This window comes from Microbacterium sp. bgisy189 (assembly GCF_057707225.1).
On sequence record NZ_JBYIPT010000003.1, the window covers coordinates 302,577 to 324,848 of the forward strand.

A 22,272-nucleotide genomic window follows, 5' to 3' on the forward strand; every position below is an offset into this window, starting at 1 on the left:
CTCGACGCATGGCGAGCGTGACCCTCAACCGTGAGATCTTGCGGCTGGCGGTTCCGGCGCTCGGGGCACTCGTGGCCGAGCCCATGTTCCTCATCGTCGATTCAGCCCTCGTCGGGCACCTCGGCGTCGTACCGTTGGCGGGGCTCGGCATCGCCGGGGCGATCCTGCAGACGATCGTCGGACTGATGGTCTTTCTCGCGTATTCGACGACGCCGGCCGTCGCGCGGCGGTTCGGCGCCGGCGACCCGAAGAGTGCCGTCAGCGCCGGCATCGACGGCCTGTGGCTCGCGCTCGGCATCGGTGCCGTGCTGGCGGCGGTCGGCTCGTTCGCGACGACGCCGCTCGTGGCGATGTTCGGCGCACCTGCCGACGTCGCCCTGCAAGCCGAGATCTACCTGCGACTGTCGATGTGGGGGCTCCCGGCGATGCTCATCGTGTTCGCCGCGACGGGCTTGCTGCGCGGCATGCAAGACACGGTCACGCCGCTGTGGATCGCGGGGCTCGGCTTCGCCGCGAACGCGCTCCTGAACTGGTTGTTCATCTACGGGCTCGGGTGGGGCATCGCAGGGTCCGCCGCCGGCACCGTCGTCGCGCAATGGGGCATGGTGGCCGCGTACGCGCTCGTGATCGGGCGGCTCGCCACGCAGCACGCGGCGTCGCTGCGACCGCAACGCGACGGCGTGCGGGGGTCGGCGCGGTCGGGTGGCTGGCTGTTCCTGCGCACCGTGTCACTGCGGGCGGCACTGCTCGCGACGGTCGCCGTCGCCACCGCGATCGGCACCGACGAACTGGCCGGATGGCAGGTGGCGTTCACGATCTTCGCAACGGCCGCGTTCGCCCTCGACGCCCTCGCGATCGCCGCGCAGGCGCTCATCGGCAAGGGCCTGGGTGCCGGCGACGAGCCGTTCGTCCGCCGGGTGCTCGGCCGCACGGCCGCGTGGGGCGTGTGGTTCGGGGTGCTCGTCGGCGGGCTGATCGCCGCGCTGTCAGGCGTCATCGGACTCGCGTTCACGGGCGACCCCGAGGTTGCGGCACTCGTGCAGCCGGCGCTCATCGTGCTCGCCATCGCCCAGCCGGTGTGCGGGGTCGTGTTCGTGCTCGACGGCGTGCTCATGGGCGCAGGCGACGCGAAGTACCTGGCGATCGCGGGCCTGCTGAACCTCGTGCCGTATCTGCCCGCCCTCATCGTGCTGTGGATCGTGCTGCCGACGGGCGCGTCCGGACTCGCGTGGCTCGCCGCCTGCTTCTTCGGCATCTACATGCTCGCGCGCCTCGTGACCCTCGGCTGGCGCGTGCGCCGCCCGGAGTGGCTCACCGCGGGCGCGTGAGCCTCGGCGTTCCAGTTCTCGGCATCCACTCCGCGTGTCCGGGATTCGCGCACGAGTCCAGCCGTCTGAACGGCCGAGTCACGCTGAAATCCTGGACTCAGCGCGCGCCTACGCCCAGCGGCGGCACCACTCGTACATGACGACCGCGGCGGCGGCGCTCGCGTTGATCGAGCGGGTCGAGCCGTACTGCGTGATCTCGACGACGCCGGATGCGGCAGCCACCGCCTCCGGCGAGAGCCCCGGCCCCTCCTGGCCGAACAGCAGCACGCAGCGTTCGGGCAGGTCGGCGCGGTCGACCGGCACCGAACCCGGCACGTTGTCGACGGCGACGACGGGGATGCCGGCATCCCGCGCCCACGCCGAGAACGCCTCGACGTCGGGGTGGTGACGCACGTGCTGGTAGCGGTCGGTCACCATCGCGCCGCGCCGGTTCCAGCGGCGCTTTCCGACGATGTGCACCTCTGCGGCACCGAACGCGTTCGCACTGCGCACGATCGAGCCGATGTTCATGTCGTGCTGCCAGTTCTCGATCGCGACGTGGAACGGATGCCGGTGGGCGTCGAGGTCGGCGACGATCGCATCCATCGTCCAGTAGCGGTACGCGTCGATGACGTTGCGGCGGTCGCCTGCGGCGAGCAGCTCGCGGTCGTAGCGGGGGTCGTCGGGCCACGCCTCGGGACCGCCCGGCCAGGGGCCCACGCCGACCGCCAGGACGGGTTCTTCCGGGTCGACGGTGTGCTCGCTCACCGCACCAGGCTACGCACCCCGATCGGGGGACGGCCGTCGCGTCGCATCGAATCGCAACGCGCTCTCCCCCTCCCCGTACCCGGGGCGAACGCGTCGGCCGATCCACACGTCCCAGGTGCCGTCGGCGCGACGCGCGACCCGCGGCACCCGCTGGACGCGAACCCCTTCCCGCGGCACCTCGGCTGCTCGGATCACGCGCTGGGCCTCCTCGTCGAGCAGCACACCGCCCGGCGGTGCACCCTCGGCTGCGGCGAGTCGAGCACGGTGGAGTGTCACCCCGTCGTCACCGAGGCGGGGCACATAAGGGCGCCACGTGTCGGGCACGAAGCTCATCAGTTCGTACCCGAGCACCTCGCCGGGATCGGCATCCCCGGGTGCGATGGGAGCGGGATCGGGGGCGGCGCGCGCGGTCACGGGCACCGGATCACCGGATCCGCCCGGGACGGTCTGCACGATGGCCCAGACGAGGTTGGCGGTCTCGTCGCGGACGAATCGCACGTCCTCGATGGGCGACCCCTCGAGGGTGGGGGCGGATGCCGGTGGCACGACGAGCCCGTCGATCTCGCGCCGCGCATCACCGACGTCGCCGTCGCGCTGACCACCCTCGGTCGTTGTGAAGATCCGCCACGGGGCACGGCGTCGCCCGGCCGCCGCGACGCTGCGCCGCTCGGGCGCGACCCACTCCGACCCGAACGTGTCGCGCCAGCGGACCTCGGTGACCCGCAGGATGCCGCCGGGTGGCGTGTCCACGGGCAGCACGAGCCAGTCGTCGCCGGTGACGATCGCCGCCTCGACCACGAGGACCCGGGCAAGTTCGTGGGGGTCCGCCCAGACGGCCCCGAGGTCGATCGCGGCGTCTTCGAACTCCCAGAACCGGGATGCCGGCATGCCGGCGAACCCGAGCCGTGACGCGAGCACGTGACGCACGAAGGTCACCGGCGGCTCGGGAGGCCCGGGCGGGAGCTCGTCAGGGACCGCGTCCAGGCTCGCCCAGCCGATCTCGCCGCCTGCGTACGCGGGTGCTTCCAGGACGCGGGTCCCGGTCGCCAGCGCGAACCCGTATTCGAGGGCGCCCGCGACCCAGCTGCTCTCGCCGGTCGCCCCGAACTCCGCCCCCCACCACGCGAGCCAGTCGGTGATCGCGGCGCGGGCCGCCGCCCGTCGGGCGGCACCGGCGCGCAAGGCAGCGGCGAACCAGTCGGGCTCGCCGTCTGCGAAAGCCATGGCGACGGCGTCCGGGTCGAGCGCTCGTCCCGCGAGGAACGTGCCCATGCCGACTGCGTCGGCGGCGGGGGTGGCGTCGGGCGGGATATCAGGTGGCCGGAGCGGGCAGTGGGTCAGAAGCGCGTCGACCGCGCGACCCTCGCCGAGCCGGGACAGCTCGTCATGCAGCGCCCACGCGGCGGCATCCCGCGCCCGGGTACCGGCGACGGCCCCGGCCTCCCGTTCGACGAGGGCTTCGAGGGGGGCGCCCGGAGGAAGCGGCAGCCAATCGCCGCCGACAGAGAGGGGGCCGGGATGCCAGGCGGTCAACGGTTCGAACTCGGCGGTGATCTCGATGGCGAGCGGGGTGCCGGTATCTTCGCCGGCGAACTCCCCCACTTGCCACTGCCGACCCAGGAGCCACAGCGGATCGGCGACGGCAGCCTGAAGGCCGACGGCGGGGTCCCCGCTGACGGGGTTCGGCTCGACGCGGCTGCGCAGCGGCTGCATCGAGGTCAGCGGCGGCAGGAACCGGCGGAACACGCTCACGGCTCGCTCCTCGCGAACGTCGGCACGTCGACGGCGAGCGCGCGGAGAGCGCGCGGGTCGATCGTCGGCTCGTCGAAGGCGGACCAGTGGTCGAGGGCGATGGCAGGCAGCACGTCTCCGACCAGCGGGAGGTCGGCGGGCGTCGCGAGGCGCATCCGCAGGAGGCCGCGCACCTCGGCGAGCACCGCGTCGATCCGGGTCTCGCTCCACCCGCCGTCGTCCGGCGAGACGGCCAGCAGGAGCGCCTGCGGCGCCCGCGCGGCGGGAGCGTTCGCGTGCAACGCGAGCCCGGTCTCCACCAGCGACTCCTGACGCGACGGGGTCTCCTCCTCGGGGCTGGAGACGGTGCGCAGCGCCGGCCGGTGCTCGGCCCAGTCGTCGAGGATCAGCCCGGCGATCGCGCCGGATGCCGCGAATCCGGGCAGTGACTCGTAGACGATCGAGGTCGCAACCCCGTCGGGTGGGAGCGCATCGCCGAACCACGCCGGCGGATGCGGCGGCGGGACGAACACCGCAGCCGCGAGTTCGCCGGCGCGCCCGGTCGCGCGCCGGATGGCTGCGAGCGTCGTCCAGCGTCCCACCGGGGGACGGACCGTCCCCATCCGGGCGACCCATCGGCGGATGCCCGCGCTGGCCGCCGCCGGGACTCGCGCGTGGACGATCGCGGCGCCCGTCGGAGGCGGGACCAGGCGCTGTACGACCGGGAGCGGGCCGAGGAGGTCCGCGAGGGCTTCGGCGGTTCGCCCGTCGTCGGCGAGCGTGCGGGCACGGGCGCGGCGCCGGTCGAGCGTCGCGGCGCCGTCGGCCACGAAGGCGCGAAGCGCCGAATCCGCACCGTCGGCGTCGCCGTCAGCGGGGACGAGGACGTCCGGGTCGGTCGTGTCGCCGACCCCGATCGCGGCAAGTGCGTCGGCGGCGACGCGCAGGCGGGGAACAGTCGCCGACGCGGGATCCGGGAGTGCGGCAACGACAGCGTCGAGCCCGTCCAGCACCGCATCCAACCGCGCCGTGAGCGCGGCGGTGTCGAGGGTGTGCCGGGCGAGTTCGCTTCGTGCGCCGGCAGCGACGAGGTCGTCGGGTTCGGCACCGCGCGCGCCGCCGAGCACGGCCCGGGCGGCGCTCGCGAGCTGCCACGCCTCGCCGAGGCTGATCCGCCCGGTGCCGGTCGGTCGACCCAGGAACGGCGCGAGCGGCAGCGTCGGCCGTCGGCGCCGTAGCCGCGCCCACAGGCGACCGAGACCCTCGGGAGTGCCGTCGGCTGCGACGACGAGGTCGAGGGCACTGAGCCCGAACGGCGCGAGCAGCCGGTTCTGCCCGCCCGCGGTGCGGGCGACGACGATCCGGTCGGCGCGTCCGAGGACGCTCCGGCACCAGGCCTCCAGGAACGGGTGCGCGGCAGCGCGGATGCCGGCCTGCCACCCGTCCGCCGCGCCGGCTGCCTCGGCGCCGCCGAGAATCGCGACTCGCGCGGTCGCGCCGGCGCGCTCGCCCGCGGCGACGGGGATCTCGGGCTCCTCGGGCAGGAGCTCGCCCGACAGCGCGTCCATCGCCGCCGCAGCGCGGGCGCGGTCTCCGGTGACGAGCTGCTGCACGCCTTCGGCAAGCAGCAGGTCTGCGACGGCGTCGGCGACCTGGGCGAGCCTGGCCACGAGCGTGCTGACGGTCGCGATCTCGACGTCATCGGCGACGCGCACCCCGCCGAGTCGAGCGGGGTCGGTGAGCTGCGCGCCGAGCTCGGCGGCTTTCTGGGGGAGCACGCGGCCGTCGACGACCGACCCGGTCAGCACGAGCGACGGCTCAGCGGTGACCGTGGGGGTCTCGCGGCCGACGGTGAGCGGGGCGAGGGCCCGCAGCGCCGGAACGAACCGGTTCAACGATGGGTCCGTCTCGTGGAGCCACCGTTCGAAGCGGTAGCCGAGCAGGGCCGCGAGCTCCTGCCCCGCGCGCATCCCGCGCACGATCGCGGTCGCCTCGCGCGTGCGCGTGCTGCTGACGTCGAGGTCGAGCGGGTCGTCGGGGCCGTCCGCGGGCGCGTGGGTGAGGCGGGCGCTTCGCAGCACCGCCGCGGCGGCGGCGTGCCGCGGCGACGGCGCCTGCACCCACCCGACGCCGCCCGCCTCCTGCGGGTCGTCGCCGGCGGCGCGTGGGGTGAGCGTGATGTCTTCGACCCACGCGTACGCGCCGATCGAGATGCCCGTCGGCGCATCCCGCCGCAGCCGGGCCAGTCGTCCGCTCGCGAGCGCGGTCGCCCACGCGTCGAAGCGATGCGAGCACACGTCGAGGGCGCCGGCGAACACCGCGGCACGGATGTCGGCATCCTCCGCATCGGCGAGCCGCGCGATCCCGAGGCGGGCGCGTCGGACGACCTCGAGCGCGGCGAGGTAGGCGACCAGGGCAGCCAGGATCTCACGGGCGGCGCTGCGGGGACCGGGTCCGAACAGTCCCCGCCCGGTGATCCGCGGCGCGAGGCGTCCGGCACGGGTGATCCACGGCAGGTGTTCGCGCAGCCGCGCGAGGGCGTCGGCGGCGATCGGGTCGCGCGTGGCGATGTCGAGGTCGAACAGCTCGGGAAACAGGATGTCGGCGACGGCGCCCGCGGCATCTGGATGCACGGCCTCGACCAGAATCGGCACGCGTTGCACGATGTCCTGCCGGAGTCGGTCCTGGGCGTCGCCGGGCGGGCCGTCGAGGACGCGCTCATGCGCTTCGTTCACGAAGTCGGTGAGCTCGAGCAGCCGTCGCCGCGCCGCACGCACGGTCGCGAGGGAGCGCGCGCGTGCCGCCGAGAGCAACACCTGCAACACGCTCGCGTCGGCGGTGGACGGTGCTTGCTCGGCGAGCAGGCGCAGGACGTCAGGGTCGTCGTCGGCGACGAGCGGCAGCCCCAGCACGCGGGGTGTGCCGAGATCGGGGAGTCCCCTCAGCGCACCCGGCGGGAGATCCGCGGCCCGCTCGATCTCGCGCGCGACCGACGCCCTCTCCTCCGCTCCGGCGAGGACGACCCCGCCGGGGTGGAGGATCTGCCGAATCCGCACGTTCCGGCTCGTCGGAGCGAGCCCGAGGATCTGTGGGAGGGTGTCGCGCAGGTCACCGGTCATGACCGTCGGGGGCGCGGCCGCGGCCGACCAGATCGGCGCCGCGTGGCGCACCGCTGCGGCGACCAGCGCCTCCGCGGCGTCGTCAGGCCGATAGTCGGCGGCGGTGACGACGGGGAGGATGCCGTAGGGCTGCGCCCCGATCCGCACCGCCGGGAGCGGGCCGGCGGGACGCACATGCGCGGCGATGTACTGCTGCAGCTCGGCCGTCTCGTAGGGGCCGAGCGCCCGGGTGCGCCACGTCGCTGCCAGCCACGGCTCCCACGTCACCGGCCACAGCGCGTCGCTCGCGGCGCCCGGAAGGTCGGGGTCGAGGATCGTGCCCGACATGCCTGCCAGCCCGCCCGGGTCAGGTATCCCGAAGGCATGGGAGAGCAGACGGGGACCGGCGGTCGACAAGGCCGGAGGCGCATCGTCCGCGCGGGCGCGCTCGGTGTTGTTCGTGGGGGTGCCGGCGGCGACGAGGGAGAGCCCGGGGTGCGCGGCGAGCGCATCCCGCACGGCGGAGGCGCCGGCATCCGCTCCCCCGCTGCGCGCGCCGGTGACCGTGAGCAGATCGATGCGGTCGTCCGACGGCAGTGGCACCGTGATCGCCAGACCCGCCGCCTCGGCCCCCGCGTAGTCGCGCAGCCAGGCGGGACCGGACGGGTCACCGTCCGCGAGCGCGCGCAGGGCCGTCGCCCCCGCCTCGAACGCGGCGTCGTCCCCGGCCGCGCCGAGCGCGACGCCGACCGACGCGAGGTCGACGGGTGCGCCCTCCTGCTCCGCGGTGACGACACCTCCCTGCACGACGCGCACGCGGAAGCGCTCGGGCAGCAGGTGCGTGGCACCGGTGACGGGGTCGACGGACAGGTCGTCGGGGGAGATGCGCACCCGCAGCACGAGTCCGTCAGGGGTCTGCTGCGACTGCGTCTCGATGCGCACCGGCACGAGGAGCAGCGGCACGCCGGGGTCCAGGTCCGCCCACGGGTCAGCCATCGCCGGCCTCCATCCTCCCGAGCAGCTGTGCGAGGCGGAACCCCATCCGTGACGGTTTCTGGAACAGGGTCCACGCGAGCAGCGCGCTCGTGGCGGGCCGGCCCGCGTACGCGCCCGCGTATACGTCGGGTTCGGGAGTGTCGACGACTGTGCGCACGGTCGCCGAGAGCGTCGCCGGCAGGTGCGCGCCGACCAGGGGCGCCCAGTCCGCCCAGCCCAGTTCATCGCGCGTCCTCGGCTCCGGTCGAGGGTCAGCCTCGTCGAGCCCGAACCGGGGCGCCCCGACGTGCTCGCCGAGCGTGAACCAGTAGGCACCGTCCGGGGGCGGCGCGCCGACGGTCGCGTCGGCGGCGGAGACGGCGCTCGCGGTGAGGTCGATGCCGACCAGCAGCAGGTTCGGCACCAGCGCGATGCGGAAGAGCTCGGTGACGGGGCTGTGGTAGTCGACGGGGTAGCCGCGCACCGCACCCTGGGCGGCACGACCCTGCGCGGCGATCGCGAGCAGGTGCGGGAACCGGCGCACCACCTCGCCGCGCACGACGAGCACGAGCTTGCCGGAGCGGAGCGGATCGATGCCCTCGCCCAGCCCTCCGGTCGTGAGGGTGTGGAGGGGGCGTAGGTCGGGGGCGGGCGTCCAGAACCGGGCGAGGCTCGTGCCACGGCCGTCCGTGGGGTACTCCCGCCACACGAGCTCGCGTGCGAACTCGTGGTTCGCTCCGGTGAGAAACGACTGCACGAATCGTCCGTTGGTCTGCAGCGCCGTCACCATGTCGGGCTTGGAGATCGCGGCGACCCCCGGCATGAGCCATTCCTGGTCGTAACGGCTGAGCGCCTCGTACAGCGGATGCCGGAACTCCGGCGCGACCATCACGGTGTCGATCGCGTCTTCCGGCCGGCCCAGCAGCGCCGCGAGTCCCGGCAGGCGGGTCGCCACGCGGCGCGGCACGGTGAGGGCGGGGCGCAGCTTCCCGACGAGGTCCAGGGCGGCGAGGTCGAGTCGAGGCCGCGCCAGCTCGACAGGCTCGTCCGCGTCGAGCACGGCCTCCCCGAACGCCTCGATCACCGTCCCGGGCAGCGGCTGCTGCTCCCCCCCGTCGGGCCGATCGCCCGGCTCGTAGGGGCTGTAGCCGCTGAATCCGGCGCCGGCGAGGGCGTCCCAGATCGGCATGAGCACCCGGAAGGTCAGCAGGTCCTGTTCGAAGGGGCCCGGGTCGTCGGCGGACACGCCGGCATCCGGGAATCGCGCGATCGCCGCGCCAGGCACCGCCCATTCGTTGCGCGTGGCGACGATCCCGAACGCGAGCGCGAGGGCGGTCGCGATGAGCTCCCCCTCCGGGTCGTCGTCGGGGTGTCCGGGGATCGCGCCGACCTCTTCGGGGGTCGGGAGCGCGTCCAGCGCGTCGAGCAGCCCTTGCAGCGGCGCGTCCTCGACGGCAGAGACGACCGGATCGAGGTCGCCGCGCTCGAGGGCGTCGAGCGCCCCGCGGATGCCGGCGGTGCGGGGGCCGGCGATGGGGAGCACCCAGTCGGCGCCCGTGTCCCCGTCCGCGATGACCGCGACGGCGCGATCGGCCCGCTCCTCGACGGCTCCGAAGCGGGCGGCGCGGCCGAGCGGACGCACCAGCCGCCGCGCGGTGGCGCCGATCGCGGCCGGGGGCAACGCGCTCGCGCCTACGACGCCCCGAGCGGTCGCGCCCGGAGCTCCAGCGAGGTGCGCATGGGCTCGGGCGGTGACGCCGAGGACCGCCCCGGGTGCCATCCGCCCGAGGCTCCGGGCGTGGAGGGAGGTTTGCGCGAACAGCGACAGTTGGGCGGCACGCAGCACGGCGTTCGCGGCGCGCACGTTCTCCAGCTGCGACCACGCGCCCGCCATCAGGTCTTCCTGATCCATCCGCACGACGGCCGCGCCCAGGGCGGCGGCGATCCGGTCGGCGGGGTCGAGGGCGAGGTCGACGAGCCACGCCGGTTCGGCCCCCGCTGCGGGCACCCGGTCGCGCTGCAGGTGGGCACCGCCGTACAGCGGCGGCCCGACGACCGGGTCACCGTCGTCGGCCGGGGGGTCGATGATGGCGCGAAGCGGATCGGTGACGGTCGCGTCCCAGACGCCCGCGTTCGAGACCGGTTCGGGCTCGGGGCCGAACACGGCCCGGACGAGGGCGCCTCGGACATGGCGGGGGCCGCCTGTCGCGGAGGCGTCGATGCCGGCACCGGGATGCGTCGTGTCGACGAGGCGACGCCCGATGCCGGGCGGCGGCGGCACCGGCTCCACATCCTCCGCGAGCTGCTCGAAGTCCTTCGGATCGCCGGTCGCGAACTCCCATCGGTCGTAGAACGGCAGGTCGGCCGTCCCGCCGCCGCTGCCCCAGGACCAGGCAAGGGTCTCTCCCGGCGGCTCGGCAGCGCCGAATGCCGCCCGCACGCCAGGCTGGAAGGCGGGGACCACGAGCGCCGTCCACGCGCGATTCGGCTCGAGACGCCGAGGGCAAAGCAGCCGCGACAGGTTGAGCGCCGGCGAGCCCGATCCTGCCCGGCCGACGAGCGCTGCCTCGTTGAGGTCGGCACCGCTGAGCTGCGCGTGCGCCCACGCCCAGCCCTCCTCCGGTGGCGGAAGTTCGGCGACGGGCACGCGGATGACCGGGGGCAGCTCCGCGCCCGCGGGCGGCAGGTCCGCGCGGATCGAATCGGTCGGCACGACGACCAGCCGCAGCCACGGCGGCAGCCGCCCGTCGACGGGCGCCGCCGGCGTGAACATCCACGGCAGGTCGGGCTGGTCGAACTCGACGTGGACCAGGTCGGCGGTGCTCGCCGACCCCGTCCCGGGTTGTGGGTAGCGACGGATGACCTGCGCCGGATCGATCCCGGTCACATCCCCGGGACCCCGCACGACGATGTCCGTCGTGTCGACGAGTTCCGTCCCACCGGCGCCGTCCTCGACGGTGACCTGCACGTGCATGGTGGCGCGGGCCGGCATCCCCTCGGTGAATCGGGCGGTGATGCCGGCCGCGGCGCCGGCGCGCACGTACGGGACGAACGTGAAACTCTCAGGGTTCGCGTCGGTCGGCGAGATCGGATCGGGGCGGACGGTCACGTCATCCGTCACGGCGCCACCACCTTCGTGAGGGCGCCGAACCCACCGGCGCTGCGACGGGCGACCTGTAGGGCGTCACTCCAGGGCTGGATGCCGGCGACCTCCGCGCCGGAGTCGATGTCGGTGACGCGACTGGCGCTGGCGGCGACGACCTCGATCCGGCGGACGTCCTCGACCGGCGCGTAGCGGTCGCCGGTGCGCAAAGCAGTCGCGCCAGCGGGTCCGGCACCGAGTACCGAGGCCTCCCATCCGACGAACTTCAGCAGGCTCCTCGCCGGCCAGCGAGACGGGTCATCTGCCCAACTGTCCTCGTAGGAGAGCGTGGCCTCGGTCGCGTGCGCGCGCAGCTCCGCGCCGCCGGCGACGGCATCCGCCGGGTCGATCGCGATGCCGCCGGCGCGGTCCTCGAATTCGGGGGCGCGGAGCTGCTCGTCCTTCGTGAGCGCGAGGAACTGTCCGATCGGGAAGGATTCGGGCAGCGGCGAATGGTCGACCGTCGACCCGATCACAACCTTGGCGATGCGCAGCCGGCATCCCGCGGGGGCGACCTGTGCGGACCCAACCCGCTCGAGGGTCATCTCGAACGGGAATGCCCGCTGGGTCGCCGCGAGCAGCCCCCACGGTTCGACGAGGACGCCGGCGGCGCCCTCGGGAAGCGGGGCGAGGCGCACCGGTACGCGCTGCGCCGCGCGGTCGATGCGGCGCCACGCCTCGGGCTTGCGAAGCTCGGCCGCCACGAGCGGCAGCGGGCTGATTGCGGGCGGTGGGGGTCCAGGCGGCGGGCCGTCGCCGATCTCGATCGGGCCGAAGTCGAGACTCGGGTCCGGCAGTGGCCACGGCAGGCTGATTTTTCCGGCGCCGCTGATGCGAATCGGACCCGGCCCTGACAGTTCCAGCGCCAGCTTGACGCCGAGGAGCGAAATGCCGAATGCCTCGACGTGGGCGCTCGCGCTGATGCTCGCGGTGAAGTGAAACGGGTCGAATTGGATGATGGTGTCGAGCGATGCCCGCCCGCGGACGGCCGCGACACCGATCGACAGCCCGATCTCGATCGATCCGCCGAACTGCAGGGTGTTGGGGGTGATCGCGACGTACCCCTGCAGTCGCAACTGCAGTCCGATCGGCGGCGACAGCTCCGCGCCGATACGGCTGAGGTCGGCGAGCTCAGCGGGCTTGTGGGCGTAGGTCGGGTGGAATCCGCCGGCGCTGAAGACGACGGTGGCGTCGTCGCCGAACCGCAGCAGGAGCCCGATGCCCCCGGATACAGACAGGAACGCGATGCGCGATTGGTACAGTTCCGCTCGCAGCAGGATGATCCCACGGCCGACCTGCACCAGCACAGCGGCCCGCAGGTCGATGATGGCGGCATCGGGGTGCGGCAGGGCACAGCGGGCGCGCCCAATGATGACGACCACCGGGTCGGGGACCGCGACGATGACCCCGACGTCGAGCGTCGCGAGGCTGATGGGCCGGCCCCAGCCGAGCTGCACCATCGGACCGAGGACGAAGCCGCCCGGATGCCGGGGGAACACGTTCGCGAGCGTCTTCAGAATCGTCGGGGCCGCGCGCACCACGTCGTCGGGGAAGAAGAGCGCGTCGAGCACGCCGTCCTTGATGCCGGCGGCGAGCCGTGCGGTGTCGACGTTCACGTTCAGCCCGACGACCCCGCCGACCGCGTTGAGGGTGAAGAGGAACCCGAGCTCGATCGGCACGACGAAGCGCACCGAGACGACCGCGACGAAGCCGACCGCGCCGCCCTCGCTGAAGAACAGGCCGTAGCCGGATACCTTCACGGGGCCGAGGCTCAGTTCGAGGGCGCCGCCGAACCCGCCCGGGACGGTCCCGAGGTATCCCCCACCGCTGGCGGGGCCGACCTCGAGCGCGAGCCCGATGCCGTGCGGTGGCAGCGGCACGAGGGCGGCACTGTCGCGCCAGAAGGCGACATCCCCGCGAAGGAGTGCCGCGGGCCGGAGGACCAGCGCGAGTCCGGCGCCGTCGACGCGGGCCGTGATGACGCCGCCGACGTCGGCGGCGAGGCGGCTGCGGATCTCGATGCGGATGCCGTCGTCGCGCGGCGCGAGCGACAGCTCGATGCCGTCGAGGTCGACGACCTGCGCTGCCAGGCGTCCCGGGAGCGTGAGCGGACCGGCGGATCCGGCGACGGTGAGGCCGGCGGCATCCACTGTGAACGACACGCTCGTCTCGGCGGAGCCTGCTGCGCCGATCAGCAGCTGCACGAGGCCGCTCGTGCCCTCGCCGAGATCCAGCTTCGCGCGCTCTGCGGCGAGGGTCATCGAGAGTCCGGCCGGGTCGAGCGCGAGCGTGAGGGATAGCTCGCCGATCTGCAGGATCGCGACGTCGACGTCGTTGGCGCTCCAGGTCAGTTCGACCCGCGAGCCGGTGACCTTCGCGGTCGGGTCGTGCAGGCCGAGTTGGCGCACGAGGGCGCCCGGTTGCACGTCATCGAGGATCCGTTCGACGAGTGTCCCCGGCGCCGCGTCGGGGTCGGCGGTCTGGATGGCCTGCAGCACAAGCTCGACCGCGGACCGGGCTTCGCGGATGCCGGTGACGACGTCGGGTACGGCAAGCGCGGCTGCCGCGTTCTGCGCGTGGACGGCGGCTTGGTCGAGGTGGGTCTTCACGGCGACCGCGTCGCGTGCTGCGCCCCCAACGAGGGCCTCGATCTGCGCCACGGTTGCATGCTCGCGCACCCGCGCGAGGGCGTACTGGAGTGCGGCGCTGAGGAGCTTCTCGGGAACCTCGTGCATGGGACCCCACCACGGTGCAGATCGCTAGAACCGCGTGAATCGCGGAGGCGCAGCCCGTCGGCTGCGGCGCCGTCCAGAAGGGCGACGCCTCGAGGCATGAGGTGCGATGCCGCCTCCACCAGGTAGCGAGGCCATCTCAGTGTGATCCGGTCGGGGTTCCGGTGTCAACAGCGGTGACCTGCAGGTGCGCCACAGGCGCGATCTGCGAGAATCGGGCCATGTCTGATGTCGCCGCGAACCGTTCGAATCCGTCTGCTTGGGTGGCGTTCTGGGTGGGGCTGGCCGGCCTCATCCTCATGCCGATCCCCCTCTTCATCGGACTGATCCTCGGCGGTGGCCTTTCTGTCGTCGCTGCGATCTTCGGGGTGATCGGGCTGCTCAAGGGCCTCGCCCGCGGCGGCAAGGGCATCGCCCCCGTCGTGTTCGCCGCGATCTTCATCGCGCTCACGTGGGGCGGCATCTCGCTCGGCGGCGGCATCGTCTGGTGATGCAGGTGCCGTGACCGCCGACCTCGAGGTCTACGCCGCGCACTACGACGACTTCGGTCGGCGATGGGCGCACGGCACATCGCCCCTCTACGAGGAGTGGGCGGTGGGCATCGCGGACGATGCCGAGGCGCTCGCGCACATCGTCGCGCTGCCGAGGCTGAAGCGGCAGCCGAACCTCGTGTTCGCGTGCGCGCGGTGGCTGGGGTGTCCCCTCACCGGCTATCGCGACTTCCGCGAGTGGTTCCTGGCGCACGTCGACGACGTCGCCGCGCTCGCCTCGACGCGGGCGACGCAGACCAACGAGGCGACGCGTTGCGCGACGCTGCTGCCGGTGCTCTCACGCATCGACGGTCCGGTCGCGCTGCTCGAGACGGGCACCGCGGCCGGACTCTGCCTGCATCCGGACCGGTACAGCTACCGGTACGCAACCCCGGACGGTCCGCGCGCTCTCGACCCGGCCTCGGGCCCGAGCGAGGTCGTGCTCGACTGCCGGCTGGATGACGCCGCCGCCGCACCCGAGCGGATGCCGGAGGTCGTGTGGCGCGCCGGCATCGACCTGTCGCCGATCGATCCGGCCGACAGCGATGCGGTCGCCTGGCTCGCGAACCTGATCTGGCCGGGCCCCGACCACGACACCCGGGTCGCACGGTTGCGCGGTGCGGCGGCGATCGCGGCATCCGACCGGGCTCGGGTCGTGGCGGGCGACATCCGCGAGCAGCTCGAGCCGCTCGTCGCTGAGGCGCCCGCCGACGCAACCCTGGTCGTCTTCCATTCGGCCGTGCTGCTCTACCTCGACGCCGACGGCCGGCGCGAGTTCGCCGCCACGATCGACCGGGTGCGCGCCGGCCGCGATCTCGTGTGGCTGTCGAACGAGGGCATCGGCACCCTGCCCGTCTACCACCCGCCGGTGCCCGACGCCCTAGACACGCACCACCGCTTCGTGCAGACCGTCGACACCCGCCCCGTCGCCCTCGCCGGACAGCACGGCGCAACGTACGAGGTGCTCCCCTTCCGATGACCCCCTGCCGACTTCGTGGCACTTGTTGTCGCGCAGCGCACCGGCGAGCGACAACGAGTGCCACCAACTCGACCGGCTGCCCGGCCGTCGGCATATTTCGGGTAGCCGAAAAATCCGCTACGGTTTTCGGTATGCCGAAAAGTGCGGCCGTCGACACGCGCCCCGCCCCGAATCGGGCGAAGCGCGCAGCGTGGCTGCTGGGCCCCGCGCTGGTCGCCGGTGTCGCCTACCTCGATCCGGGCAACGTCGCCAGCAACATGACGGCGGGCGCCCGCTACGGCTACCTGCTGGTGTGGGTCGTCGTGCTCGGCAACACGATGGCGTGGCTCATCCAGTACCTGTCGGCGAAACTCGGCATCGTCACCGGGCGTAGCCTCGCCGAGACGCTCGGCGAGCGCATCCAGAACCGCTGGGGACGACGCGCCTACTGGCTGCAGGCCGAACTCGTCGCGATGGCCACCGACATCGCCGAAGTCATCGGCGGTGCCGTCGCGCTGTGGCTGCTGTTCGGCGTGCCGCTGCTGTGGGGCGGCGTGATCACCGGCACCGTGTCGATCGCGCTGCTGTTGATCCAGGCGCGTCGCGGCGCCCGCAGCTTCGAGTTCGTCGTCATCGGGCTCATGCTCATCATCGCGCTCGGCTTCACGTACGGCGTGTTCGTCGCACCGCCGGATGCCGCGAGCGTCGCGGACGGGCTCGTGCCGCGCTTCGAGGGCACCGACTCGGTGCTGCTGGCGGCATCCATTCTGGGCGCGACGATCATGCCCCACGCCATCTACGCGCACAGCGCCCTCGCCCGTGACCGATTCGCCCCCGGATCGACCACTCCGCAGTCACGTGCGCGGGGTATCGGCGCCGTCGGCCCGGCGCACGTGACTGCGGAACGGGATGCGGTTGCGCTCGAAGGTCGCCGGGGCATCGGGACCGCCCGGTTGCTGCGGGCCACCAAGTGGGACGTGACCATCGCGCTTGCCATCGCGGGCACCGTCAACCTGTGCATGCTGCTGCTGGCTGCCGCGAACCTCGCCGGGGCGCCCGGCACCGACAGCCTCGAAGGCGCGCACGCAGCGCTGGGCGCGGGGCTCGGCCCGGTCATCGCGACCCTGTTCGCCGTCGGGCTGCTCGCCAGCGGCCTCGCCTCGACCGCCGTCGGCGCCTACGCGGGTGCCGAGATCATGCAGGGACTGCTCAAGGTGCGCATCCCGCTGCTCGCCCGACGCCTGCTCACCCTCGCCCCGGCGCTCATCATCCTGGCGATCGGGGTCGACCCCACCCTCGCGCTCGTGCTGAGCCAGGTGGTGTTGAGCTTCGGCATCCCGTTCGCGCTCGTGCCGCTCGTGGCACTCACGGCCCGCAGCGACGTGCTCGGCGGGTTCCGCAACCGCGTGTGGACGACCGCCGCCGGCATCGCCGCATCGCTGTTCCTCATCACCCTCAACGGCGTCCTGCTGTGGCTCGTGTTCACGGGCGGATAGCCTGAAGCGTGCCCTCCGCCGCGATCGACGACTACCTGAAGGCGATCTACCACCACACCGAGTGGCAGACCGCCCCGATCACGCCGTCACAACTGGCCGGCGTGCTGGGTCTCGCGCCGTCGACGGTCACCGAAATGGTGCAGAAGCTCGCCGCGCAGGACCTCGTCTCGCACCGCCCGTACGGCCCCGTGACACTGACGGATGCCGGGCGTCTGCGGGCGGCATCCATCATCCGCCGCCACCGACTCATCGAGACGTGGCTGGTGCGCGAATTCGGCTACGCGTGGGACGAAGTGCACGATGAGGCCGAGGTGTTGGAGCACTCGATCAGCGACCGCCTGCTCGAGGGCATTTCGGAGCGGCTCGGGCATCCGCGGTTCGATCCGCACGGCGACGCGATCCCCGACGCCGCGGGCGAAGTGGAGCGGGTGCCGTTCGTGTTGCTCGGCGAAGCGCGCATCGGGCACGCCGGTCGCGTGCTGCGGGTGAGCGACCGCGACCCCGAGCTGCTGCGCGCGCTGGAGGAGGCCGGCATCGACGTCGGCCACACCCTCACCGTCACGGGTCGTGACGCGGTCGCGATCGACGACTCCCCCACCGTGACCCTGCCGCAGGGCGCGGCCGAGGCCGTCTGGCTCACGGCCTGACAGACCTGCAGCTCAGCGAGCGCGGGTGCGCGAGGCTTTGAGGTAGGGCCACTCGGTGCGGGTCGCGTACTCGCAGTAGTCCCACAGTCGCGCGCAGATGTTCTCGTCGCGCGTGATCTTGGGCGGCGTCGACAGCTTCGGGATGCCGGTCACTACCCGCGACGGACCCCAGAACTGCCCGCCTTCGACGTCGGGATCGACGAGTGCCCGTACGAGCGGCCAGGCACCGCGCTCCTTGGACTGCGTGATCGGCGCCTGCAGGTTGTCGGTGAACCGCTTGAGCCGGTTCGGCGCGTTCACACCGGCGATGCCGCGGGTGCGCCCGCCGATCGAGTAGCCCGGGTGCGCGACGACGCTCGCGACGGGCACGTTCGCGGCCCGCAGTCGACGATCGGCCTCGAATCCGAGTGCGGTGGTGGCGATCTTGGACTGCACGTACGCCCGCCACGGCGTGTAGCCGTTCTCGAGCTCGGGGTCGATGGGGTCCATCGGGGTGAGCATGGTCGAGATCGACCCGTTCCAGACGAGCCGCCCACGGCCCGCGGCGAGCGGCAGCAACAGTGCGCCGGCCAGCGCGTAGTGGCCGAGCGCGTTGGTGGCGAAGACCATCTCGTGCCCGTCGCGGGTGACCTCGCGGTGGCGTGGCGGGTGCACGACGCCGGCGTTGAGCAGGATGCCGTTGAGCCCCTTGCGCGACTTCACCGTTGCGGCGGCCGCGCGCACCGAGCCGAGATTGCTGGTGTCGAGCAGGAGCGTCTCGACCGAGGCATCCGGATGCTGCCGCAGCACGGCGCCGCGCGCTGCGGCGAGGCGGTTGGGATTGCGGCCGCTCATGATGACGTGGGCACCCGCACCGGCGAGCTGCAGCGACGAGAAGAAGCCGAGGCCCGCGTTGGAACCGGTGACCAGGTAGCGCTTGCCGGACAGGTCGGGCAGCAGCTCGGGGTCCCAGGTGTCGCGCGCCACGAGACCGACACTACGGGCATCGAGCCGATTAGTCTGGTCCCATGCGGACACGCGCCGACATCGACTGCTGGCTGACCGACATGGACGGCGTGCTCGTCCACGAGAACCGCCCGATTCCGGGCGCCGCCGACCTGCTCGCGCACTGGCGCGACACCGGCACGCCGTTCCTCGTGCTGACGAACAACCCGATCTTCACGCCGCGCGATCTGAGCGCGCGACTGCGGGCGTCCGGCCTCGACGTTCCGGAGGAACGCATCTGGACCTCGGCGCTCGCGACGGCGGACTTCCTCCGGTCGCAGCTGCCCGGCGGCTCGGCGTTCGTGATCGGCGAGGCGGGGCTGACCACGGCGCTGCACGAGGCCGGCTACATCATGACCGAGACGCAGCCCGATTACGTCGTCGTCGGCGAGACGAGGCAGTACTCGTTCGAGGCGATCACGAAGGCGATCCGATTCATCAACGACGGCGCCCGCTTCATCGTCACCAATCCCGACGCGACCGGCCCCACGCCCTGGGGTGTGGTGCCCGCGACGGGAGCCTTCGCTGCGCTCATCACGAAGGCGACCGGCCGCGAACCGTACGTGGTCGGCAAACCGAACCCGATGATGTTCCGCTCGGCGCTCAACCAGATCGGGGCGCACTCCGAGACGACGGGCATGATCGGCGACCGGATGGACACCGACGTCGTCGCCGGCATCGAGGCGGGGCTGCACACCGTGCTGGTGCGCACCGGCATCTCGGATGACGCCGAGATCGCGAAGTATCCGTTCCGGCCCGACGAGATCCTCGACTCGGTGGCCGATCTGCTGCCGGTCGAGCCGGTCGAGACAGAACTGCCCGAACTGGCGGACGGCCTCTGATGAACGAGTTCGAACAGACGATGCTGTTCGCCACGACGACGGTGATCCTCCTGGGCACCCTCATCGTGTTCGCGGTGCAGTTCTTCCGCGGCCGCGGCGGTGGTGAGTAGCCGCGGCCGCGGAAGAACTCAGGCCCGGCGGCGGCGGACGACCAGCACGAAGCCCAGGGTCAGCGCCGCCAGTGCGAGCGCGATCGTTCCGGTGACGAGTGCCGTCGTGCCACCGGTGGCGGCAAGCCCGCCGGTCGAACCCGCGACCGGCGCCTCGCTCGGCTCCGTGGGCTCGGTGGGCTCGGTCGGCTCGGTCGGCTCGGTCGGCTCGGTCGGCTCGGTCGGCTCGGTCGGCTCGGTGGGCTCGGTGGGCTCGGTGGGCTCGGTGGGCTCGGTGGCATCTTCGCCCGTCACGACGATGTCGTCGAGCACAACCGAACCGGTGGCGGGTGCCTCAGTGTCGGCTTGCGTCAGCATCAGCACGACTTCGCGAACATCGGCCAAGTCCGTCGCGCTCGGGCGCAGTTCGGGGTCGATGCCCGAGGGCCAGCCGACGACGGCATCCGCGAAGTTCAGTTCGATGGTGCCGGCCTCCGCGCCGTCGAGCCGGTGCTCGAGGTTCCAGAACGTGTCTTCGGACTGGCCCGGCTGCGCCGGCGTGCGGAACTGGATGAGCAGGTTCTGGGTGGAACCGTTCGGGTCGACCCACAGTCGCACGCGGTCGCGACCCGCCCAGTTCGCGGCGTCCTGCCCGCCGATCCAGCGCGCGACCTGCGTATAGGTCTCGGCACCGAAGTCGTAGGCGTACTCGGTCGCCTGCGATCCGCTCGCAGCGTCGCGGTCGAGCGTCAGCTGCTGCGCCCCATTGCGATTCGACCACGCCGCGCGCAGCCCGTCGGTATCGGCATACGCCTCGAAGTCGTCCAGCGAGATCGGGCCCGTCGAGGTCTCCGGCTCCTCCGGCTCGGCTCCCTCACCCGCAGTCGAGATGTCGTCGATGCGGATCGTTCCTGAGGTCGGCGCGTCGCCGACGTGGTTCATGTAGATCGCGAACTTCGTCACCGAGTCGAGCAGTTGCGGTGTCAGACGCGCGTCCGGCTGGTTCTGCCAGGTCGGTGTCCGGAAGTCTTCGAACGCGAGCGCGACCTCGCCGGGCTCGTCGCCAGCGAGCGACGGGTATCCCTCGAACGCCAACCCGCCGGCCGTCACCTGGATGACGAGCTTCTGGTTCGACGCATCCGGATCAAGCCAGAGTCGCAACTCGTTGTCGGCCGACCAGTCCTGCGACTGGGCGTAGGCCTTCGTGAATCCGAGGTAGCCGCCCACATTCAGGTCGTAGGCGATCTGCAGCGCGCGGCTGCGCCCCTCGACCTCTGCCAAGGAGAAGGTGCTGGCGGCGGTGTTCTCGGCCGTGTACGCGGTGCGCAGCGCGGTGTCATTCGCGTAGGTCTCGAAGTCGTCGATGACGCCGGGCGCGAGTTCTGGCGCGGCGCCGACGATGACGTTCGTCGTCGCAGTGAGCGCGCGCTCGCCCGTCGTGACTGCCGCGGTGATCGTCGCCTCGCTGTTCTCGTCGACACCGGCAGCATCCCACTCAGCCGACCAGAACCCCTCGTCATCCAGCACCAGCTCGACGGGCGCGTCGGTGCCGGTGGCGGTGAACGCGGCGCCGGAGACATCGGCGTCGTCGACGCCCGTCAGCTTGATACGAACGGTGGCGGGGAGCTCCTCGACCCGTGACCCGTCCGCCGGGGAGGCGATGCGGATCGACGCATCGTGAGCAGCCGTCGAGATCGACCGGGTGTAGAGGTCGACTGGCAGGTCGCCCGCGAACACCGTGTGCTCGTCGGCAGCGAACGCGGCGAAATCATCCGCCATCTCGTGGCCTGCCGGCGGCACGTAGATCTGCCCGCCGCCGAAGTTCGCCCACGTGAGCATGTACGCGATCTTCGAAGCGTCGGCATCCGCCTTGATCGCGGCCAACAGGTCGGTGAAGTACGTCAGGCTCTTGTTGCCGGTCGGCTGGATGGTGCGATCACCGTTGCGCCCGAACTCGGTGAACGCCGAGATCTTGCCTCGCGTCTCGGCGAGACGCGCCAGCATCCCGAGATCGGTGACGACCTCATCGATCCACACCGACGAGTCATCGGGTTCGTTTGAGTTCTCGTAGGTGTCATAGCCGAGCACATCGACCCATTCGTCGCCTGGGTAGGTGGCGAGGTAACGGTCGGCATCGCCGGCGAACGTGCCGCCGGGTGAGAACGAGTACAAGAAGTTGTGCACGCCCTTCACGTCGCGCAGGTACTCGACGGTGTAGCGGAAGATCTCTTTGAACTCCGCGGTCGTCGCGTGCGAGGCACCCCACCAGAACCACGAACCGGTGTTCTCGTGCCACGGACGGAAGATGACCGGCACGAGCGTGCCATCGGCGCGCTCGGCGCCCTGCGCGGCGCGCGCGATGAGGTCGAGGTACGCGAGGAACTCGTCGTTGAAGTCGCCACCGGGCAGGATCTGGCTGACCGGACGGTTGCTGACGTCGTTGTACGCACCACCGGTGACGAAGTTGTCGAAGTGCGCGCTGAGCGTCGGGATGCCGCCCTTGGCGTCGGCGTCGACGAACGCCTGCGCGAGCAGATCGGCGTTCTGTTCAGGCGTGTTCGAATCGATGCCCGGGCGTTCGCCGCCGTCGATGATCAGCGTGTCGAACCCGAAGACAGCCGGATAGTCTCCGGTTACGTCGTACGCATCGGAGTCACCTCCGCCGATGCTGTAGTCGGTCGCGTGCTGCTGGCCGAACAGCACGCCTTGCCCCTGCTGCTCTTCGAGGAAGTCGAAGAGCGATCGAGTCTGGGCGGTCGCAGACGGATCGACCATGGTGTGCGTGTCGCCGTCCGCGGCGAGCGCGGGCGGGGCGCCCGAAGCGAGCAGGATGGCCGTGGTGGCCAAAGCCATCGAGGTGAGGATGCGGGTGTGCAGCGGTCGTCGTCGCATGGGACTTCTCCGTTGAAGCGGCGGCAGGGCCGGAGCGGGGTGTCCGACGTGCCGAGGCTAGACGAGCCCCGTCCCGTTTGT

13 protein-coding genes are annotated in these 22,272 nt (G+C 72.2%); 6 read left to right on the forward strand and 7 right to left on the reverse strand.

Features of this window, described 5'->3' with window-relative positions:
- Positions 1-8 precede the first annotated feature (8 nt).
- Positions 9-1,328 carry an MATE family efflux transporter gene (locus tag AC3ENX_RS06710; RefSeq protein ID WP_434811091.1) on the forward strand — a complete coding sequence of 440 codons (1,320 nt, stop codon included), beginning with the start codon at positions 9-11 and terminating at the stop codon, positions 1,326-1,328.
- A 108-nt stretch (positions 1,329-1,436) separates the two neighbouring features.
- Here AC3ENX_RS06710 and AC3ENX_RS06715 read toward each other — a convergent pair whose 3' ends face one another.
- Genes AC3ENX_RS06715 through AC3ENX_RS06735 form a run of 5 tightly spaced genes read right to left on the reverse strand, consistent with a single transcriptional unit; the run spans position 1,437 to position 13,756 of the window.
- A complete protein-coding gene (locus tag AC3ENX_RS06715) occupies positions 1,437-2,075 on the reverse strand; it encodes a TrmH family RNA methyltransferase (protein WP_434811092.1) in 639 nt (212 codons plus the stop codon).
- A gap of 9 nt (positions 2,076-2,084) precedes the next feature.
- Positions 2,085-3,827, reverse strand: coding sequence for a hypothetical protein (locus tag AC3ENX_RS06720; protein WP_434811093.1), 1,743 nt, complete (start codon positions 3,825-3,827; stop codon positions 2,085-2,087).
- A complete protein-coding gene (locus AC3ENX_RS06725; RefSeq protein WP_434811094.1) occupies positions 3,824-7,900 on the reverse strand; it encodes a hypothetical protein in 4,077 nt (1,358 codons plus the stop codon). The genes AC3ENX_RS06720 and AC3ENX_RS06725 overlap by 4 nt, the downstream gene beginning before the upstream one ends.
- Positions 7,893-11,000, reverse strand: coding sequence for a hypothetical protein (locus AC3ENX_RS06730; protein ID WP_434811095.1), 3,108 nt, complete (start codon positions 10,998-11,000; stop codon positions 7,893-7,895). Before AC3ENX_RS06730 ends, AC3ENX_RS06725 begins: the two co-directional genes overlap by 8 nt.
- The gene (locus tag AC3ENX_RS06735; RefSeq protein ID WP_434811096.1) at positions 10,997-13,756 is read right to left on the reverse strand and encodes a DUF6603 domain-containing protein; all 2,760 of its coding nucleotides are present in this window, start codon (positions 13,754-13,756) and stop codon (positions 10,997-10,999) included. Before AC3ENX_RS06735 ends, AC3ENX_RS06730 begins: the two co-directional genes overlap by 4 nt.
- A gap of 218 nt (positions 13,757-13,974) precedes the next feature.
- Here AC3ENX_RS06735 and AC3ENX_RS06740 point away from each other — a divergent pair, with 218 nt between their 5' ends.
- The 4 genes from AC3ENX_RS06740 (at position 13,975) to AC3ENX_RS06755 (ending at position 17,384) form a co-directional block, all read left to right on the forward strand.
- Positions 13,975-14,244: a hypothetical protein gene (locus tag AC3ENX_RS06740; RefSeq protein WP_434811097.1), complete on the forward strand. Its 270-nt coding sequence runs from the start codon at positions 13,975-13,977 to the stop codon at positions 14,242-14,244.
- 10 nt (positions 14,245-14,254) lie between these two features.
- The gene (locus AC3ENX_RS06745) at positions 14,255-15,262 is read left to right on the forward strand and encodes a DUF2332 domain-containing protein (protein WP_434811098.1); all 1,008 of its coding nucleotides are present in this window, start codon (positions 14,255-14,257) and stop codon (positions 15,260-15,262) included.
- 131 nt (positions 15,263-15,393) lie between these two features.
- Positions 15,394-16,737, forward strand: a complete 1,344-nt coding sequence (locus AC3ENX_RS06750) for an Nramp family divalent metal transporter (protein WP_434811099.1) — start codon at positions 15,394-15,396, stop codon at positions 16,735-16,737.
- Positions 16,738-16,745: 8 nt separating this feature from the next.
- The gene (locus AC3ENX_RS06755; RefSeq protein WP_434811100.1) at positions 16,746-17,384 is read left to right on the forward strand and encodes a metal-dependent transcriptional regulator; all 639 of its coding nucleotides are present in this window, start codon (positions 16,746-16,748) and stop codon (positions 17,382-17,384) included.
- A 12-nt stretch (positions 17,385-17,396) separates the two neighbouring features.
- Here the strand turns inward: AC3ENX_RS06755 and AC3ENX_RS06760 are convergent, their stop codons facing one another.
- Positions 17,397-18,350 (reverse strand): SDR family NAD(P)-dependent oxidoreductase, encoded by a 954-nt coding sequence (locus AC3ENX_RS06760; protein ID WP_434811101.1) that lies wholly within the window; start codon positions 18,348-18,350, stop codon positions 17,397-17,399.
- A gap of 41 nt (positions 18,351-18,391) precedes the next feature.
- Here AC3ENX_RS06760 and AC3ENX_RS06765 point away from each other — a divergent pair, with 41 nt between their 5' ends.
- Entirely contained in the window at positions 18,392-19,210 is an 819-nt protein-coding gene (locus AC3ENX_RS06765; protein WP_434811102.1) for an HAD-IIA family hydrolase, read from the forward strand.
- Between the two features lie 128 nt (positions 19,211-19,338).
- Here the strand turns inward: AC3ENX_RS06765 and AC3ENX_RS06770 are convergent, their stop codons facing one another.
- Positions 19,339-22,191, reverse strand: a complete 2,853-nt coding sequence (locus AC3ENX_RS06770) for a glycosyl hydrolase (RefSeq protein WP_434811103.1) — start codon at positions 22,189-22,191, stop codon at positions 19,339-19,341.
- Positions 22,192-22,272 lie beyond the last annotated feature (81 nt).

Excerpts from the sequence above, each read along its gene's own strand:
- AC3ENX_RS06710 (WP_434811091.1), top strand. The coding sequence starts at position 9 with ATGGCGAGCGTGACCCTCAACCGTGAGATCTTGCGGCTGGCGGTTCCG.
- AC3ENX_RS06725 (WP_434811094.1), bottom strand. The coding sequence starts at position 7,900 with ATGGCTGACCCGTGGGCGGACCTGGACCCCGGCGTGCCGCTGCTCCTC.
- AC3ENX_RS06735 (WP_434811096.1), bottom strand. The coding sequence starts at position 13,756 with ATGCACGAGGTTCCCGAGAAGCTCCTCAGCGCCGCACTCCAGTACGCC.
- AC3ENX_RS06740 (WP_434811097.1), top strand. The coding sequence starts at position 13,975 with ATGTCTGATGTCGCCGCGAACCGTTCGAATCCGTCTGCTTGGGTGGCG.
- AC3ENX_RS06750 (WP_434811099.1), top strand. The coding sequence starts at position 15,394 with ATGCCGAAAAGTGCGGCCGTCGACACGCGCCCCGCCCCGAATCGGGCG.
- AC3ENX_RS06765 (WP_434811102.1), top strand. The coding sequence starts at position 18,392 with ATGCGGACACGCGCCGACATCGACTGCTGGCTGACCGACATGGACGGC.
- AC3ENX_RS06770 (WP_434811103.1), bottom strand. The coding sequence starts at position 22,191 with ATGCGACGACGACCGCTGCACACCCGCATCCTCACCTCGATGGCTTTG.